Origin of the sequence: Tatumella citrea, assembly GCF_002163585.1 — a bacterium.
GTDB classification, from domain to species: domain Bacteria; phylum Pseudomonadota; class Gammaproteobacteria; order Enterobacterales; family Enterobacteriaceae; genus Tatumella; species Tatumella citrea.
In genome coordinates, this window is record NZ_CP015579.1 from 2,437,626 (window position 1) to 2,454,957 (window position 17,332).

Consider the following 17,332-nt stretch of genomic DNA (forward strand, 5'->3'; position numbering starts at 1 on the left):
GTTTTATTAACCCCGGAGTTCTCTGTATGAAAAAACTATCGTTACACCTGAAATCACCGATTCTGTCACTACTGGGGGCTGCCGTACTGTTGGCAGGAGCTACCGCACATGCCGAAACCCTGACTATCGGCGGCGCTAATTTCTCTGAACAGTCGATTCTGGCAAATATCTATGCAGAGGCTCTGAAGAAGAAAGGACTGGAGGTGAAAACCCGCCTGAATCTCGGCAACCGGGAAATCATTATTCCTGCGCTGAAAAGCGGCGAGATTGATATTGTGCCTGAGTATCTCGGTGCTCTGCTCAACTACTATGACCCGAAAACGGAAGTGACACAGCAGCAGGATGTCGAAGCCGCACTGAAAAAAGTCCTTCCCGCCGAATTTACACTGTTGCAGGCCTCTCCGGCTGAATCTACCACTGCCTGGGCGGTACGCGCCGAAACAGCGAAGCAATATCATCTGAAAACATTGTCTGACCTGGCAAAAGTGGCTGATAAGCTGGTCGTAGGTGGCCCGCCGGAAGTCGTGACCCGCGCATTAGGTCTGCCGGGACTGGAGCGGGTTTACGGAATCAAATTTAAACGGGTTGAGACCCTGGATATGGGTGGCCCGCTGTCCCGTATGGCGCTTAACTCTAAACGAATCGATGTAGCCACGGTGGTCTCTACTCAGGGCAACCTGGCAAAAGAAGACTGGGTGGTATTGCAGGACGATAAACATGAACAACCCAGCCAGAATGTGGTTCCGTTGGTCAGAAAGGCTGTTCTGACTCCACAGATCAGCCAGACGCTGGATGAAGTATCAGCGAAACTGAATAATAAAGCCCTGACCGAACTGAATCAGCAGGTTGATCTGCAACATGCCGATCCGGCGACTGTGGCCGATGACTGGGTGAAAAAAAATCTCTAATCACTGCGGATAAACCCTGTAACGGAGCGGTATATGTCGTCACGACAGCTGATATTAAATCTGTTTTTCTATAACCCTCAGGGAGATTATCGCTTTTCGTGGCGGCATCCGGCCGCCGCCGATCAGCAGATATTTTCTCTGGAGTATTACCGACAGCTGGCGGCTCAGGCCGAGGCCGCTACCCTGGATAATATCTTTATCGCCGATCACTACAGCGTCTGGGACAGCGTTCCGTCAGGGCTGACAGAATACTCTAATCTGCGTCTGGAGCCGCTGACGCTGCTATCTGCCCTGGCTGCGGTTACCCAAAATATAGGGCTGATGGGAACAGCATCTACGACCTATCACGACCCCTATAATCTGGCGCGGTTTATTGCCTCAATGGACTGGATCAGCGAAGGGCGGGTCAGCTGGAATATTGTAACCTCATGGCTGCCGGAAGAAGCGGCCAACTTTGGTCGTGACACCCTGCCTTCTCATCAGGACCGTTATCAACGGGCAGCAGAGTTTATTCGTGTGGTGACTCAATTATGGGACTCCTGGCAGGATGACGCACTGCTGTTTAATAAACAGACCGGAGTCATTGCCGATCCGGATAAAGTCCATATTGTGAATCACCAGGGGGACTATTTTCGGGTCCGTGGCCCGCTGAATGTCCCAAGACCACCTCAGGGGCGTCCGGTGCTGGTGCAGGCAGGCTCCTCGGATGCCGGCAAACAACTGGCCGCACAGTATGCGGATATGCATTTTGTGTTTATTCGCTCCATCGAACAGGGTCTCGCCTACCGCGAGGATATGAATCAGCGACTGCTCAGTGTCGGACGTCAGCCGGAATCACTAAAAATCATTGCCGGTGTGTTACCGGTGGTTATCCGGTATGAGGAAGAAAAAGCACAACGGCTGGCACTGAACCGACAGCTGTCAGGAGATGAAATGGCTATAGACCTGCTCTCTTCATACCTGAAAATAGATCTGCGTCAGTATCCACGAGATCTGCCATTGCCGGAATTGCCTGATGTTGAGAACTTTGACGGTATCCGCACTCTGCTGGAAGTGATCAAAGGCTACGACCCGTCGATGCCACTGATTGAGATTGGCCGACAGTTACTGCAGAGTTCAGATAGCTGGTTGCTGGCAGGAACCGCGGAGGAAATCGCTGATCAGCTAACCGCGATCTTCGACAGTGGTGCTGCGGATGGGTTTAATCTGATGTTCCCGTATCTGCCGACAGATTTTGAAAACTTCACCCGGGAAGTCGTTCCACTGTTAAAGCAACGTGGGGTGATGCGTCAACAGTATGCTGCCGGGAATCTGCGGGAAAAACTCGGACTACCGGCCATCGCCAATCAGTTCGTTCAGGGGTAATTGGCTGTTTTCCGGCAGGCCACCACGGCCAGCCGGAATCACAACAGTTCCTGATATGCCTCGCGTGATATTTCGCTAAATCCGCCAATCAGTAGCGGCGCACACAGCCGCTGGCTGAGCGGATCAGCTACCAGCTCCGCCAGCGTCTGCCGTAACAGCTGTAACTGGTTATCACTGACCGATGCCGCAGCAATTAACGGCAAACCAGGCGTCAGCGGTGACTGATCAATAACGACCAACCCTTCCAGCCATTGAGGATGGTAGCGGGCAAACAGAGCCAGAGAGACACAATCCACTGCCGTAATATCCGCACTCTGCTGCTGTAATGCCCAGAGAGACTGACGATGACCGCCGCTGAAGTGAACCTCAGAAAAGAATTCATTCACTGACGACTGCTGCTCTGCCAGTCGTCGAACCCAGACATTATATCCCGACTGTGAATCGGCGGAATTACATACCAGCCGTTGCCCGGAAAAATCAGCCACCTGCCGTTGCCTGTCGGCATCCCTGACCACAAACAGGCTGCGGTAACGGTAATCCTGACAACCTGCTACGGTGTAATGGAAGCAGCCTACGGTCCGGACAGTGTCGAGCAGTGTGACCAGCGGATAACCGCAGGTCTGCGATAATAACAGGGAGTCTGCCTGCCAGTGCGCGGCTAAGCCATCAGGCCAGACCACACGTGTCTGTTCTTTGCTAAAGCCCCGCAGTTGCAGGCGCCGTGCTAACTCTTCGGTCAGAGCCAGGGTTGCCGGATGATCGACATCATACATTGGCAGACTAATCACGCTGTTGTTCCTGTTCGGCCGGATGCAGTTCCACATCTACCGGCGCGGTCAAAAAATTCCTTAACCAGTGGCGGTATCCCTTCACCACGAATCCCTGATTGCGTTGCTGATAACCTTGCCGGTTCAGCAGATAAATGGTTCTCAGTGCATACCAGGGAATGCCCGGTAAATCGTGATGTACTGAATGATAGTTCAGGTTGAGGAACAGTAAACGCCAGCCGGCACCGGCTTCATTAATCACCGAACGCGCTGCCGGATTGTCATCTGCGCGATGCTCGTAAAAAGATCGTACTTTGGTCAGCGCCAGCGCAGGATAGCTGACCGCCAGCAGATACCAGCCTACTGACATGCCATGCTCAGTTATCCAGCGGAATACCACCAGCAACAACAAGCCATGAACCAGCCACATCAGTATTGCGGATAGCCGGAACCGACAAAAATCACTCAGTAACTGGCGCAGAGTCGCGGCAATATCGATTAACGGACCTAACAGGAGTCTGCCGGGGAACGTATTTCTCAGCCGGATTAACCGGCGACGCACTGGCCCAAAGCGCTGCCAGCTTTGGTGCGAAAAATAATAGGTTTCCGGATCATCCTGCGGGTATGTCAGTAATTCATTACGATGATGGGCCAGATGAGAATCACGGTACAGTCCGTAAGGATACCAGACCGCCAGAGGCAGCAGTCCCAGCAGCTGATTAACCCGCGCATAACGGGTTGGATGGCCATGAATCAGTTCATGTTGCAGCGACATATACCATGCAGTAAACCAGATAAGCAGCACCGTGGTCAGCCCTGTTCCCAGAGATTCTGCAAACACAAAGGTTCCGAACCAGCCACCGTAAATAGTCACAATCAGACCCCATGTGGGGAATTCGCTGCGCCACAACCAGCGCAGCTGTTGCTGTTTTATCCAGTCCCGCTGTTGCACATCCAGATATGCGGTTTTCTTTTCTGCCATAAAGCCCGTCAAAAATTATACAGTTCAGCAAAATATTGCTGACTGGCAGAGAGAAAACAACCGAATAGAAATCATAAGCTTTGCAGAAAATTAGCTGAGCACAGGATGCCCGTTACGGCAGGTCACAGCAATAATGTCAGGCCGACACCAGCCCCGCTTGTTGTGCTGCCGCTATCACCTGCGCCGCAGGGACATTGACCCATTGCTGCGGGTCAGGAGTACCGGACTGAGCCAGCCAGGCAGCCACCATCTGATAACCAAGACTGTAACCATACCAGCGTGGTAAAGTGCCGCTGCCAAAGAACAGCGCGGCATGGTCGTAGGGCTGCTGAGCCAACACTTCAGCAGGTAACGGCCATTGCAGCAACTGTGTGTCACTGAACGCCGTTTCCCAGAGTTCTGGTGAATGACCGGACAACTGTGTGACAAACTGTCCTGCCAGTCCTTCACTGACCAACGCTTCGCCGGCAGACAGCCCATAACCTGGTCCCGCCATCCGCAAACAGTGATGAACTTCATGCAGGATATGTCGTAGTAACGCTCCCTGATGCAGGCTCTCTTCCAGCGCCGGACTGTCAGGGTCCACCGCCAGGCTGAACAACCTCTCAGTGTAGGCACGGCCCAACAGCCCGACTTCAGGAATCACCTGGCCTGGCAGATTTTGAATCAGGACATCCAGCCGTGGAGGCGGCATCATCTGACTGAGCAGCGATTCAGCCGCAACAAAATTTTCGCTAATCCGATCCCGGTATTGTGACAGCGAACCTGTCGCCTCCAGCCAGTGCAGCGTCCAGTGTGGCATTATGCAGTTCCTCAGTTTAAAAAACTATTTAACTAAAATATAACAGTTTTTTGGGAATCGCACCCGTTACTGTCTGTGGCAATGCTATACTCACCAGCAAACCGTTGGTGACAGGAGTAGCTATGAAAATCTGGCCCGTAGTATCGGTCGTTGCCTTTTCCATCGCGCTTGCCGCCTGCCGCTCCCCCACTCCGCCGAAAGGCGTCAGCCCGGTCACTGAGTTTGATGCCAGCCGTTATTCCGGCCAATGGTATGAAATTATGCGGCTGGATAATCGTTTTGAACGCGGGCTGGAACAGGTTACCGCCAGTTATCAGCCACAAGGTGATGGCAGCCTGCGGGTCATTAACCGGGGTTATGACGTGCAGAACCGGCGATGGAAAAGCAGCGTTGGAAAGGCGTTATTTACCGGACGACCGGATGTGGGTGCCCTGAAAGTGTCGTTTTTTGGCCCGTTTTATGGTGGCTACAACGTCATTGCGCTGGATGAAAATTATCGGTATGCGTTGGTCAGTGGTCCTAATCGCCATTATTTATGGTTGCTCTCACGGACACCGGAGATGCCGACGGACATCCGAAATCACTATCTGAGGCTGGCTAAACAACTCAATTTCCCTGTGGAACAACTGATAACCGTCCCGCAACATAATCTTCCGTAGGCCCGCAACGGAAGGAAATCCATTGACGGGATAGTTTCTCTGTCGCGTTCAGATATATTTTGTTATTCGTCAGGGGCGCTTAACACTGGCATGCTTGCGCAAGGAAACCATCGTAGCCACCGACAGCACGGGCCCGGCAGTTCTGTGCCATGACCGGTTTAATCCCGGGCGGGCTGGCGACAGAGCAACGTCTGTTCCTACCTTTACACAGGATAATTTTCTGCATGAATGGTGATACTGCACTTTCAGAACAACAACAAAAAAGTAATATTTTCCGGCTGGCAACGGCTCAGGCGCTGGCAGGCGCCAACTCGGTGGTGTTCTATGCTACCGGGGCCATCGTCGGCAACAACCTTGCGCCTGACAATAGTCTGGCGACATTACCGGTGACAGTATTTGTAATAGGTATGGCGGCCTGTATTTTACCCTTTGGCCAGCTGGCCCGAAAATACGGCCGCCGTGCTGCTTTTATGACGGGCACCGGGTCGGGAGTGATCACCGGACTGTTGGCTGCGCTGGCAGTGGTTAGCAGCTCGTTTTCATTATTCTGCCTGGCCGCCTTTTTTGGCGGTGCTTATGCCGCTGTGGCTGTCACTTTCCGCTTCGCCGCTACTGATGGTGCGGCTCCCAGCCAGCGTGCACGAGCGTTGTCTCTGGTGATGGGTGGAGGGGTGATTGCCGGAGTGATCGGCCCGATGCTGGTCACCGGTACCATGAATCTGTGGCCGGAGCACCTGTTTGCAGCCACCTTCATGGCTCAGGCACTGGTGGCATTGCTTTCGGCAGCAGTACTGGCTGGCGTAAAACTGCCGTCGGTCAGGGCTGAGACGGAAAGCCGTGGCCGCCCGTTGCGGGAACTGGTCAGACAGCCAGGTTTTACGCGTACGGTGTTTAGCGGTGCTGTCTCTTATATGGTCATGAATTTCCTGATGACTGCCTCGCCGCTTGCCATGCATATGCACGGTATTTCTCAACAGGACTCTAATCTGGGCATTCAGTGGCATGTTATTGCCATGTATGGACCAGGCTTTTTTACCGGCCGCTTAATCAGCCGTTTTGGTTCTGACAGAATCACCATCGCCGGTTTGCTGCTGCTGGTATTATCAATATTCGCTGGTCTGGCTGGTACCGATGTGCTGCATTACTGGTTATCACTGATTTTGCTTGGCCTGGGCTGGAATTTTGGCTTTACCGGCGCCTCGACACAGATCATCAATTATCATCAGCCGTCAGAGAAAACCACAGTGCAGTCCCTGAATGATTTCGTGGTATTCGGGGTGATGATTATCGGTTCGTTCGCCTCAGGAGCACTGTTGCATATGGTGGGCTGGAACGGGGTGTTATGGGGTTCTCTGGTACCGGTAGTACTGGCCCTGGCAGGATTGCTGGCCGGAAAACGTCGGTCAGCCGTGACCGGATAAATGCTAACCCGTCAGACCTGAAGGCAATGAGATAACGATACATTTTGGTGTCGCCACGCATGTTTTATTGCCCCGACTCAGTTAAAGTGCTTGAGTCCCATTTTGGGAGGTATAAAATTAATCCCATATTGGGACTTATGGACAAGTCATGAACGTTATAGCAAAAAAAACTCTGACGAATTTTTGGACTAAACACGCTGATGCAAAAGGGCCAATGTCCGCATGGTATCACGAAGTCAGCAAAGCTGACTGGAACGGGCCGCATGACATAAAAAACAAGTATTGTTCCGTTGATTTTTTAGAGCAAAACAGCGTGGTTTTCGACATAAAGGGCAATACTTACCGGATAATTTGTAGTGTAGCCTATAGCCAAAAGGCCGTGTTCATTAAATTTGCCGGCACCCACGCCGAATACAGCAGTATCGATGCTAACAAGGTGACATTATGAAATACCAGGTGAAACCAATTCGCAATGAGGCTGATTATCTTAACGCCCTGGCTGTTACAGAGCCGCTGTTTGACTCCCAGCCAGAACCCGGTACTGAGGCTGGCGACTTTATGGAAGTAATGATTACACTGATTGCCGTATATGAAGATGAGCATTACAAAATCATACCGCCTACCGCGGTTGAAGCCATAAAGTTTCGCATGGATCAGCAGGGGTTAACTCCCCGGGACGTTGCCAGCATGATCGATGCTACACCATCCAGAGTGTATGAAATACTGAACGGCACCCGGCAATTATCTAAAACGCAAATTCTGGCGTTGCACCAACGCGCAAATATTCCGCTTGAATCTCTTATGTCAGAGCCTGTGACGAGGAAACTATCCCGCGGAAAGCCACGAACCTGAACCACAGCACACGCATCGACATAATCAGCAAACCAAAAACCCTGTCGGCGTTCATCCCCGGCAGGATTTGCGAAGACTGCCGAATGATATGCTCACTCAGTGTTAAGTCCGACAACACCCTTCGTCACTTCGCACTGAATGCCTGAACGCCCTGCTATTCCATTATTTTCAGCATAATAACCTGCCAGCTACACTGATGAACCGTCAGATGAACGAGTTGAATAATTTATGGCAGACTTGTGAAGCAGGCATAGAGGTGTGACCTACCCTTTTGGTGGAACACCAGGTAGATCACAACCTTCTATGCCTGTCTTTATTTGCGGGAAACCGTCAGCCCTGACGGGCATTCATTCGTTTATCAGAAGTTATAACTGGCCGACACAGAAACATTACGCGGTTCGCCGTAGATAAAGTTACGGCCAACATCAATATTATATTTCTTGTCGAACAGGTTATTCAGGTTCGCCTGCACAGACAGGTTTTTGGTCACGTGATAACGCCCGAACAGATCAACCAGGGCATAACTTCCCTGATCCGCATACAGGTTGCTGGTACCACCCGGTCCCGCGACACTATCCCAGGTATGGTTCTGCCAGTTTATACCACCACCCACAGTCAGATCCGGTATTGTCGGCAGACGATAACTGCCGAACAGTTTGAAGGTCGTCTGAGGCTGAGTCGGCTCCAGCGCATTACCACTGCCATCTTTCGCCACATAACGGGTTGCACCAAACGTCAGTTGCAGGTTGTCAGTGACCGCGCCATTAATCTCAAATTCCACGCCACGGCTGACAGTGCCGTTTTGCTCGTAATAGGCATAATCGGTACTGCCTTTTACCAGCTCATAATCGGTGGTTCCCAGGTGATCCTGCTCGATACGGAAAACTGACAGATAAGCGGTCAGTCGGCTGTTCAGCCAGTCACCTTTAATCCCGGTTTCGTAGCTTTTACCGGTGATCGGGTTCAGATACGCGCCGTTGATATCACGATAAGCTTGAGGCTTAAAGATGGAGGTATAGCTGGCGTACGCCGAGTAAGTATCGTTAATGTCATACACCAGTCCGGCGTATGGCGTAACGTTGTTTTTCTCCATTTTCTCGGTCATGGTATCCGCCCTGTACTGGGTATAGCGCGCGCCGAGGATCAGGTGCAGCGGATCAGCCAGAGAAATTCGGGTCGCCATGTACGCAGATTTCTGATGGATGGTGTTATCTTCTGCCAGACTCTGTGGATCCCAGTCAGGCTCCGGATAGCTACCCCAGTCGTTGAAATCACCGACATCTGCCGAGGTAAAGCTGGTCGAGGCACTGTAATAACGGTCATTCTGACGGATATAAGTGACACCCAACATCAGCTCATGCTGGCGACCAAACAGTTCATACGGACCGCTGGCGTATGCATCAAGATCATTTTCGCGACGGTAGGCCGTGTTATAGCCGGTTCCACCCAGCAGGTCATAACCCGCATAAGGCCCGACACCAATTCCGGTGGTTTTATCGAAGTAGCCGTCGATATACAGCAGCTTACTGTCCATTTCAGCTTCACTGTGGGTACCGGTCAGGTTAAATTCCCAGCCGTTGGCCAGTTGCTGTTTCAGGCTGGCAAAAACTGTGCGGTTATGCACGTTATTGTACGCCCAGCCTGGGGCCAGATTGGTGCTGCGTTTGTAATCGGTTTTGCTGCCATCCAGATAAAAGGTTGGCAATCCGCCCCAGGTCGCACCATGTACCTGAGTTTCATCAAAATCATAACCCGCAGACACGGTGGTGGAATCAGTTAAATCAGCCGCGATGGTGCCATAAAAGAACTTCTTCTGGGTATGGTAATCATCAAGCCAGCTGCCGCTGCGCTGATAGCCGGCCACCATACGGCCACGCACCCTGCCGTTCTCGCTGAGTGGTCCGGAAAGATCAGCAACGTAACGCTGATTACCCCAGCTACCGTAACTACTGGTCAGGTTGCCTTTAAAGGTTTTGCTGTCTGCCTGCTTACGGATCATATTCACTGATGCCGCAGGATCGCCGACGCCGCTCATCAGTCCGGTCGCTCCGCGAACCACTTCTACGCGGTCATAGATTGCCGTGTCTGACAGAGTATCACCCAGATTCCAGACAGCATCTTCCAGTACCGGAACGCCGTCTATCTGGTAGTTATCGATTTTAAAGCCACGGGAATAGTAATTGCTGCGGTTCGCCCCTGAGTTTTCCTGGGTGATACCGGTGGTATTTTGCAGCACGTCTGACAAGGTATCCAGTTGCTGATCCTGCATCCTCTGCTTTGTAATCACACTGATTGACTGCGGGGTATCCCGGGCAGTCAGTGCCATTTTTGTTGCAGCACGGGTCACTGGCACATTGTAATCGGTGGGTTTTGGCGCATCAGGATCGTTTGCCTGATCCTTCGCAGTGACCACCAGAGTACTGCTTTTAGCACTGCTGGTGTTCTGCTTGCTGTTAGCAGGCTGGCTGGCAGCCGTATTGCTGGCAGAAGCCTCCGAATCAGCAGCCATCCCCTGCGGGACATGCAACACGGTGGCAATGACTACAGCAAGTAAAGACAGCGACGGAATACAACCTTTTACGGAATCAGCAACAGGGGAACGGTCCTGTTGTTCAGATCGTCTGGCAGCAAAAAACATTATCGTCCTCAATATAGTTATATTTGGTTATATCAATAACCGGCTTAATGCATGCTGCATAAGCAGACAGATATGACTGAGCCCCGGCCAGGAACAGGTTTTCCGTTGACCGGCAATTCCAGAAAAAAACAGGAAATCGCAAACATGCAGTAAAGGGAATGAGAAGTATAATCATTTTGATTGTCAGTTCAATGTAAACAGGTTGAACTTGCTGTAATAAAAGATGTCAGTGCTTTTTCGCGGGGAATTTTGACTCTGCAGCTCTGGCTGTATCTGCCACTTTGTTGTGATAAAACAGAATCAGGCAGCGCTAAAGACACAGCCACTGCCGTCAGAATGAATTAAGGTTTAGCTGGCTGCCAGGTCGCTATCTGCGTAGCATTCACTGGTTTTGGCAGTAATCTGGCCTGATAAAATACATCAGCAATCTTTTGCTGTTCAGTAAGGTCGCTGCTTTTCACCGGTTCGACCTGATAGCTGCGATAAGCATTAGCCTTCTCAATCGTCGCCAGGGGCAGATTTCCCCATAACGGCGATAAAATTTTGGCCGCATCCTGCGGATGATCTTTCAGCCAGTGAGATTCCTGTTGCAGGGCGTGATATACCGTACTGACGACGGCCGGATGAGCCTTTACATACGGACTGGCGACCAGATAATAACGCTGGTAACTGGCCAGCCCTTTACCGCTGACCAGTACACGGGCATGTTGCTCCTCACGGGCGCTGGTGACATAGGGTTCCCATGTCACCCAGGCAGCAACACTGCCATTTTCCAGAGCGGCCCGGCCGTCGGCCGGTGTCAGCCAGGCCGCATCAACATCTTTAAGCGTCAGTCCCGCCTGTTTCAGTGCCACAATCAGCAGGTAGTGGCTGCCGGCGGCTTTAGTAACTGCAATTTTTTTGCCTTTCAGTTCAGCCAGACTTTTCACTGTCGAACCGGCAGGTACCAGAATGGCCTGAGCCTCCGGAGACGGAGTTTCACGGGCATAATAGGTGAAATCTGCCCCTGCGGCCTGGGCAAACACCGGTACGGTATCGGCGACATCCGCAGTAATATCCACATTGCCGGTATTCAGTGCCTCCAGCAGCGGTAACCCACTGGTAAACTCATGCCAGCTGACACTAATTCCCTGACTGGCCAGTGCTTTATCCAGCGTCCCCTGCTGCTTCAGTAAGGTCAGTAATGTGGAAGATTTTTGATAGCCGATACGTAACGTTGGTTCTGCGTTGGCGGTGGCGCTTGCCCCCAGGCTCAGCAATAACGCAGCAGTAATCATCGACGGCAAATATTTCATATTGGTTTCCCCGAAAACAAAGAATTCCATGATATAAGTGCCGCAGTGACCGGCAAAACATCGCTTTCTGCTAAGCTTTTGCGGTTTCTGCGCCTGCTGTTACATCACATAATTAATGAAACTGGTTCATAACATCAATCCGTTTCCCTGCCATTATCCCCTCTCCGGAAAACGTTATTCTGTGCACATTACTTATTTCCGCCGGAGACGTATGTCTAACTCAACTGTGCAATATTCTTCTGCTCATTCCACAAAACCTACAGGCATGCTGTTTGTGGTAATTCTGAGTGCCCTGATGGCGGTGACCTCACTGTCCACCGATATCTATCTGCCGGCCATGCCGCAGATGAACAGCGATTTACAGGGCAATTCTGAACTGACCATTAGCGGCTTTTTAGCCGGGTTCTGTATTGCCCAACTGATCTGGGGGCCGATCAGCGACCAGTACGGGCGCCGGTTACCCTTATTCATCGGGATTATTCTGTTTATCATTGGTTCGGCGGGTTGTGCCCTGTCAACGGATATGACCCAGATTGTTTTCTGGCGCGTATTTCAGGCGCTCGGGGCTTGTACCGGACCGATGCTGGCGCGTGCCATGATTCGCGATCTGTTCAGCCGTAGCCGGGCGGCGCAGATGCTCTCCACGCTGATGATTATTATGGCTATCGCCCCCATTGCGGGTCCGTTAATCGGCGGACAGATGATCAGGTTTACCAGCTGGCATTCCATTTTCTGGTTACTGGTGGCTATCGGAGCGGTGTTATTACTGGCGTTGAATTTTCTTCCCGAAACACTGCCAGCTGATCGTCGGGTGAATGTTTCGCTGGCTGGTGCTTTTCGTAATTATCTGCGACTGCTCGGCAATGCTACCTACATGCGTTTTACCCTGTGCCTGACATTTTACTATGTAGCAGCTTATGCCTTTATCACCGGCTCTCCCTGGGTATACATCCGCTATTTTGGCGTCGCTCCGCAATTTTATGGCTGGCTGTTCGCGGTGAATATTGTTGGTCTGATGGCTGTCAGTATGCTGAACCGTCGACTGGTTCATCAATATCCGCTGGAAAAATTGCTGAAAATTGCCGTGCTGATCGCCGTGCTGGCTGCACTGGTTCTGGGGATGGGTACCGCGCTGAACATCGGTGGCATCGCACTTATTATTGTCACCGTTTTCATTTTCTTCTCAATGAACGGAATTATTGCCGCAACCTCAACTGCCTGTGCTCTGGACCAGGTCCCTGAAATCGCAGGATCAGCCGCCGCACTGATGGGAGCACTGCAGTATGGCAGCGGTATTATTTCATCACTGTTGCTAGCACTGTTCAGTAACGGCACTCCCTGGACCATGGGCTGGATAATCGCATTGTTTGCCTGTGCCAGTGGTGTTATGGCCGTCACTGCCCGCAATAGTGCCGGACACTGAGAGTAACCCTATGGATTCTGTCGGAAGTGGCGACAGGTTTTAATGTACGTGCACAGGAGTTTAATCATGGCACAACAACCCGCTGATTCTGAGACACTGTCTGCGGTGCAACAGACAATCCCGCTGACAGGCTGTTACGTAGCGACCAGCCGCATGGATTTACTGGAAAACCAGCTGGAGCAGGCACTGGACGCAGGATTGACTGTCAGTGAACTCAAAGAGATTCTGATCCAGCTATACGCCTACTGCGGATTTCCCCGCAGCCTGAATGCACTGGGCCGGCTGATGAAAGTGACCGAATCACGCAAACAACGTGGTATTCAGGATTCAGAAGGTGCCGATCCGATGGCCCCGGTGCCGGTCGGCGAGGAATTGCAGCAGCTAGGATTTAAAAATCAGAGCATTATTGCCGGCGGCCCGGTCGCAGGCGCATTATTCGACTTTGCCCCGGTGATTAATCAGTTTCTGCAGACCCACCTGTTTGGCAACATTTTTGCCCGCGATAATCTTGACTGGCAAAGCCGTGAACTGGCGACGGTCGGGGCGCTGGCCGCCACAGAGGGTGCAGAGGCGCAATTACTGGCTCACACCCTCGCCAGCCTGCGTGTCGGTCTGAGTAAGCAACAATTACAGCATCTGGTTGAGATATTGCGCCCCTGTGATGATAACGCTGCTTCGCGGGCAGAAGCTGCATTACAGCAGGCGATCGCAACCTACTCATAAAATAACCTGCCGCCGGGCCTGGTGGACAGTGATTAATCTGGTTCACAGACCGTGCGGTTTTACACCCTTTATCGACTTATATTCGCTGACAACACTATCCACCCACCAAAGTAAAAGGAGACTAAGATGAATTCAGTAAAACTCAATAACGGTGTCGATATGCCTTTACTGGGGTTTGGCGTATTTCAGATGACCGATGCAACTGAGTGTGAGCGGGCTGTGCTTGATGCTATTGAAAGTGGCTATCGGCTGATTGATACCGCAGCCTCTTATCAGAATGAGACTCAGGTGGGTAATGCCCTCCGACAGAGTGGAATTGACCGTAATGAGCTGTTTGTAACGACTAAATTATGGTTGCAGGACACCAGCTACAGCGGGGCAAAAGCACAGTTCGAACGTTCCCTCAACCGCCTGCAACTGGATTATGTTGACCTGTATCTGATCCATCAGCCTTATGGTGATGTTCATGGTGCCTGGCGGGCAATGGAAGAGCTGTATGAGGCCGGTAAAATCCGCAGCATCGGGGTCAGTAATTTCCATCCCGACCGGCTGGCAGACCTGATAGCCTTTAACAAAGTCGTTCCGGCGGTGAATCAGGTAGAAGTAAATCCGTTCCATCAGCAGTTGCAAACGGTTCCCTGGATGCAGAGCCGTGGGATACAACCGGAAGCCTGGGCGCCGTTTGCTGAAGGTCGTAACGATCTGTTTAACCATCCACAACTGGCTGCTATAGGCGCAGGTTATGGAAAATCGGTAGGCCAGGTGATCCTGCGCTGGTTGTTACAACGTAATATTGTTTCACTGGCAAAAACCGTGCGTAAGCAGCGAATGACAGAAAACCTCGGTGTACTGGACTTTTCTCTGACCGCAGAAGAGATGTTACACATTACCGCCATTGATACTGCGACCAGTGCATTCTTCTCGCACCGTGATCCGGCCCGGGTTGAGTGGATTACTCAGCGTAAATTAGATGTCTGAACCTTACGCAATATTCTCTGACAAGCTACCCGCCAGGCGGGTGGTTGAGCCAGAGTGATACACGGCTCCCCTGTCGGACTTTCAGTACACAGGATATACTCTTTTTTGCTCAGCCTGAAATCACCCGGGCAGTGCATTCCCTCGTGTTCTCATGGGTTTTTGACAGGTAATTATATGCTGTGGCTTATCACTAAATACGCTCTGACTGCCGGTATGGTGGTCATAATTTCTGAAACTGCAAAACGCAGCGACCGGCTTGGCGGGTTACTGGCGGCACTGCCGTTGGTCACCGTACTGGTATTAGTCTGGATGAAGCTGGAAGGACAAAATCAACAGAAGATTGCCAGTCACGCCTGGTATACCTTCTGGTATGTGGTTCCGACACTACCGATGTTTATATTCTTCCCGTGGGCATTGCAGAACTGGGGCTTCTGGCCGGCTTTGCTGGCATCCTGCGTTATGACGCTGATTATTTTTCTTGCCTGGGCCACACTGCTAAACCGGTTCGGTATCCGGCTGATGTAACTCACCGCCGGTTACAGGAACAGGGAAACCGGCGGCAGAGTTCGCGGTGATTAACCGTTGCGGAAAATATAACTGTAGGCACTCAGTGCCGGGGCACCGCCCAGGTGAGCATACAGAATTTTTGACCCTTCAGGGAATTCCCCGTTACGTATCATATCAATCATGCCATGCATGGATTTTCCTTCGTAGACCGGGTCAGTCAGCACACCTTCGGTACGTGCACACAGCCGGATAGCTTCCAGGGTTCCTTCATTAGGCAGCCCATATTCTGGTCCGCCATAGCGGGTATCCAGCACAATATCTTCTTCGGTAATTTCACGGCCCAGTTCCACCAGTTCAGCAGTATTTTGTGCAATCCGTAGCACCTGAGCTTTGGTTTTTTCAGGTTTCGCGGAAGCATCAATACCAATCACACGGCGTGAACGCCCATCGGCAGCAAAGCCCACCACCATTCCTGCATGTGTACTGCCGGTGACCGCACAGACTACGATATAGTCAAATTTGAACCCCAGCTCTTTCTCCTGCTGACGTACTTCTTCGGCAAAACCGACAAAACCTAAACCACCATAAGGGTGTTCTGAACAACCCGCGGGGATCGGAAACGGCTTACCGCCCTTTTCTGCGGTTTCTTCCATCGCCTGCTTCCAGCTTTCACGAATCCCGATATCAAAACCGGCAGCATCCAGACGAACATCCGCGCCCATAATCCGCGATAATTCGATATTTCCCACCCGGTCATACACCGCATCGGAATAATTAACCCAGTTCTCCTGCACCAGCACACATTTCATTCCCAGGTGTGCAGCAACGGCAGCCACCTGACGGGTCTGGTTAGACTGCACACCGCCGATAGATACCAGGGTATCGCAGCCCTGAGCCAGCGCTTCAGGAATCAGATATTCCAGCTTACGGGTTTTATTGCCCCCGAATGCCAGCCCGCTGTTACAGTCTTCACGCTTGGCATAAATTTCCACTTTTCCGCCTAACTCCGCGCTCAGCCTTTTCATTGGCGTAATCGGTGATGGTCCAAAAGTCAGTGGGTAACGTGGGAATTTTTCTAGGTTCATCATTTATCTCCTGGGATATCGGGGGCGATAAACAACTGTGGTTTATCGCGCTAAATGCAGTACCCTTTCACCATATCTCAGTCGGATTTTTTGTAAATTTCGTTTTAATGGCGAATATTTTTATTAAATTTCCTGGTTATTTTATTTTTTTATCTCAAATTTCTTCTGTGAGTCATTGTATGGAATTTTATTAATCAACCTGTTGACGAATATTTGTAAAGCCATTGACGGAATGAAAAATTAACTTATAACTATCAAATGGTTAGACAGTAAAAACTTTAGGGCGCAAAGAGCAACGCAGAGAGGGCTGATTTTCGGAAAAACTGGCCGGTTACGGGTGATAGGAAATAGTTATTACCCCGGCCGGGCGATTTCTGAGAGTGCAGGCCGCCGCGGTCAGGCGGCGATGCTTCAGAGGAGTTCAGAGCGGGATTTGAGTGGTAGAGAAAACTTCACGCAGACCAATAAACGAGCGGATTTGCCGGACCCCGGGCAGGAACAGCAACTGTTCGGCGTGCAGTTTATTAAAACTCTGATTATCCGCTGTGCGAATCAGCATGATGTAATCAAATTCACCACTCACCATATGACATTCCATGCAGCCACGTATTTTACTTACCGCACCTTCAAAATCTTTAAATGATTGCGGGGTAGACCGGTCGAGCACCACCCCTATCATTACTACCAGCCCGGCTTTCAGGGCTTGCGGATTCAGTAAAGCCACCGTACCGCTGATATAGCCCTGCTGTTTCAGCCGTTCGACCCGCCGCAGGCAGGCAGGCGGGCTCAGGCTAATCATTTCTGCCAGTGCGACGTTGGACACGGAACTGTCCTGTTGCAGTATTTTGAGAATCGCAATATCAAAGCGGTCCAGACTTTTATCGCTGTCTGCTAACTCGCCTTTTTTATGCTCAGCCATTATTTCGC

17 protein-coding genes are annotated in these 17,332 nt (G+C 51.4%); 10 read left to right on the top strand and 7 right to left on the bottom strand.

Annotated features, from left to right (window positions below; genetic code table 11):
* Positions 1–26 precede the first annotated feature (26 nt).
* A complete protein-coding gene (locus tag A7K98_RS11625) occupies positions 27–908 on the top strand; it encodes an ABC transporter substrate-binding protein (protein ID WP_087488707.1) in 882 nt (293 codons plus the stop codon).
* Positions 909–941: 33 nt separating this feature from the next.
* Positions 942–2,273: an LLM class flavin-dependent oxidoreductase gene (locus tag A7K98_RS11630; RefSeq protein ID WP_087488708.1), complete on the top strand. Its 1,332-nt coding sequence runs from the start codon at positions 942–944 to the stop codon at positions 2,271–2,273.
* A gap of 38 nt (positions 2,274–2,311) precedes the next feature.
* Here the strand turns inward: A7K98_RS11630 and A7K98_RS11635 are convergent, their stop codons facing one another.
* From A7K98_RS11635 to A7K98_RS11645, 3 genes are all read right to left on the bottom strand, one after another.
* Positions 2,312–3,097, bottom strand: coding sequence for a phosphate/phosphite/phosphonate ABC transporter substrate-binding protein (locus A7K98_RS11635; RefSeq protein ID WP_407703082.1), 786 nt, complete (start codon positions 3,095–3,097; stop codon positions 2,312–2,314).
* The gene (locus A7K98_RS11640) at positions 3,054–4,022 is read right to left on the bottom strand and encodes a fatty acid desaturase (RefSeq protein ID WP_087488710.1); all 969 of its coding nucleotides are present in this window, start codon (positions 4,020–4,022) and stop codon (positions 3,054–3,056) included. Before A7K98_RS11640 ends, A7K98_RS11635 begins: the two co-directional genes overlap by 44 nt.
* Before the next feature lie 136 nt (positions 4,023–4,158).
* The gene (locus A7K98_RS11645; RefSeq protein WP_087488711.1) at positions 4,159–4,824 is read right to left on the bottom strand and encodes a DUF2268 domain-containing putative Zn-dependent protease; all 666 of its coding nucleotides are present in this window, start codon (positions 4,822–4,824) and stop codon (positions 4,159–4,161) included.
* Positions 4,825–4,946: 122 nt separating this feature from the next.
* Between A7K98_RS11645 and A7K98_RS11650 the strand changes: the two genes are divergently transcribed.
* From A7K98_RS11650 to A7K98_RS11665, 4 genes are all read left to right on the top strand, one after another.
* The gene (locus A7K98_RS11650; protein ID WP_087488712.1) at positions 4,947–5,483 is read left to right on the top strand and encodes a lipocalin family protein; all 537 of its coding nucleotides are present in this window, start codon (positions 4,947–4,949) and stop codon (positions 5,481–5,483) included.
* Positions 5,484–5,707: 224 nt separating this feature from the next.
* On the top strand, positions 5,708–6,904 hold the full coding sequence (locus tag A7K98_RS11655; protein ID WP_087488713.1) for an MFS transporter: 1,197 nt from the start codon (positions 5,708–5,710) through the stop codon (positions 6,902–6,904).
* Between the two features lie 148 nt (positions 6,905–7,052).
* Positions 7,053–7,352, top strand: a complete 300-nt coding sequence (locus A7K98_RS11660) for a type II toxin-antitoxin system HigB family toxin (RefSeq protein WP_087488714.1) — start codon at positions 7,053–7,055, stop codon at positions 7,350–7,352.
* Entirely contained in the window at positions 7,349–7,756 is a 408-nt protein-coding gene (locus tag A7K98_RS11665) for a helix-turn-helix domain-containing protein (protein WP_087488715.1), read from the top strand. Before A7K98_RS11660 ends, A7K98_RS11665 begins: the two co-directional genes overlap by 4 nt.
* A gap of 358 nt (positions 7,757–8,114) precedes the next feature.
* Here the strand turns inward: A7K98_RS11665 and fhuE are convergent, their stop codons facing one another.
* Complete coding sequence (fhuE, locus tag A7K98_RS11670) at positions 8,115–10,394, bottom strand: ferric-rhodotorulic acid/ferric-coprogen receptor FhuE (protein WP_087488716.1); 2,280 nt, start codon at positions 10,392–10,394, stop codon at positions 8,115–8,117.
* Between the two features lie 341 nt (positions 10,395–10,735).
* Positions 10,736–11,689, bottom strand: a complete 954-nt coding sequence (locus tag A7K98_RS11675; RefSeq protein ID WP_087490479.1) for an aliphatic sulfonate ABC transporter substrate-binding protein — start codon at positions 11,687–11,689, stop codon at positions 10,736–10,738.
* Positions 11,690–11,900: 211 nt separating this feature from the next.
* Here A7K98_RS11675 and A7K98_RS11680 point away from each other — a divergent pair, with 211 nt between their 5' ends.
* From A7K98_RS11680 to A7K98_RS11695, 4 genes are all read left to right on the top strand, one after another.
* Complete coding sequence (locus A7K98_RS11680) at positions 11,901–13,112, top strand: multidrug effflux MFS transporter (RefSeq protein ID WP_087488717.1); 1,212 nt, start codon at positions 11,901–11,903, stop codon at positions 13,110–13,112.
* Positions 13,113–13,178: 66 nt separating this feature from the next.
* Positions 13,179–13,835 (top strand): carboxymuconolactone decarboxylase family protein, encoded by a 657-nt coding sequence (locus A7K98_RS11685; RefSeq protein ID WP_087488718.1) that lies wholly within the window; start codon positions 13,179–13,181, stop codon positions 13,833–13,835.
* Between the two features lie 126 nt (positions 13,836–13,961).
* Positions 13,962–14,813: an aldo/keto reductase gene (locus A7K98_RS11690; RefSeq protein WP_087488719.1), complete on the top strand. Its 852-nt coding sequence runs from the start codon at positions 13,962–13,964 to the stop codon at positions 14,811–14,813.
* 174 nt (positions 14,814–14,987) lie between these two features.
* Positions 14,988–15,338, top strand: a complete 351-nt coding sequence (locus A7K98_RS11695; RefSeq protein ID WP_087488720.1) for a DUF3147 family protein — start codon at positions 14,988–14,990, stop codon at positions 15,336–15,338.
* Positions 15,339–15,388: 50 nt separating this feature from the next.
* Here the strand turns inward: A7K98_RS11695 and A7K98_RS11700 are convergent, their stop codons facing one another.
* Positions 15,389–16,405 carry a 1-aminocyclopropane-1-carboxylate deaminase gene (locus tag A7K98_RS11700; RefSeq protein WP_087488721.1) on the bottom strand — a complete coding sequence of 339 codons (1,017 nt, stop codon included), beginning with the start codon at positions 16,403–16,405 and terminating at the stop codon, positions 15,389–15,391.
* A gap of 421 nt (positions 16,406–16,826) precedes the next feature.
* Positions 16,827–17,324 (bottom strand): Lrp/AsnC family transcriptional regulator, encoded by a 498-nt coding sequence (locus A7K98_RS11710; protein WP_087488722.1) that lies wholly within the window; start codon positions 17,322–17,324, stop codon positions 16,827–16,829.
* Positions 17,325–17,332: the final 8 nt, after the last annotated feature.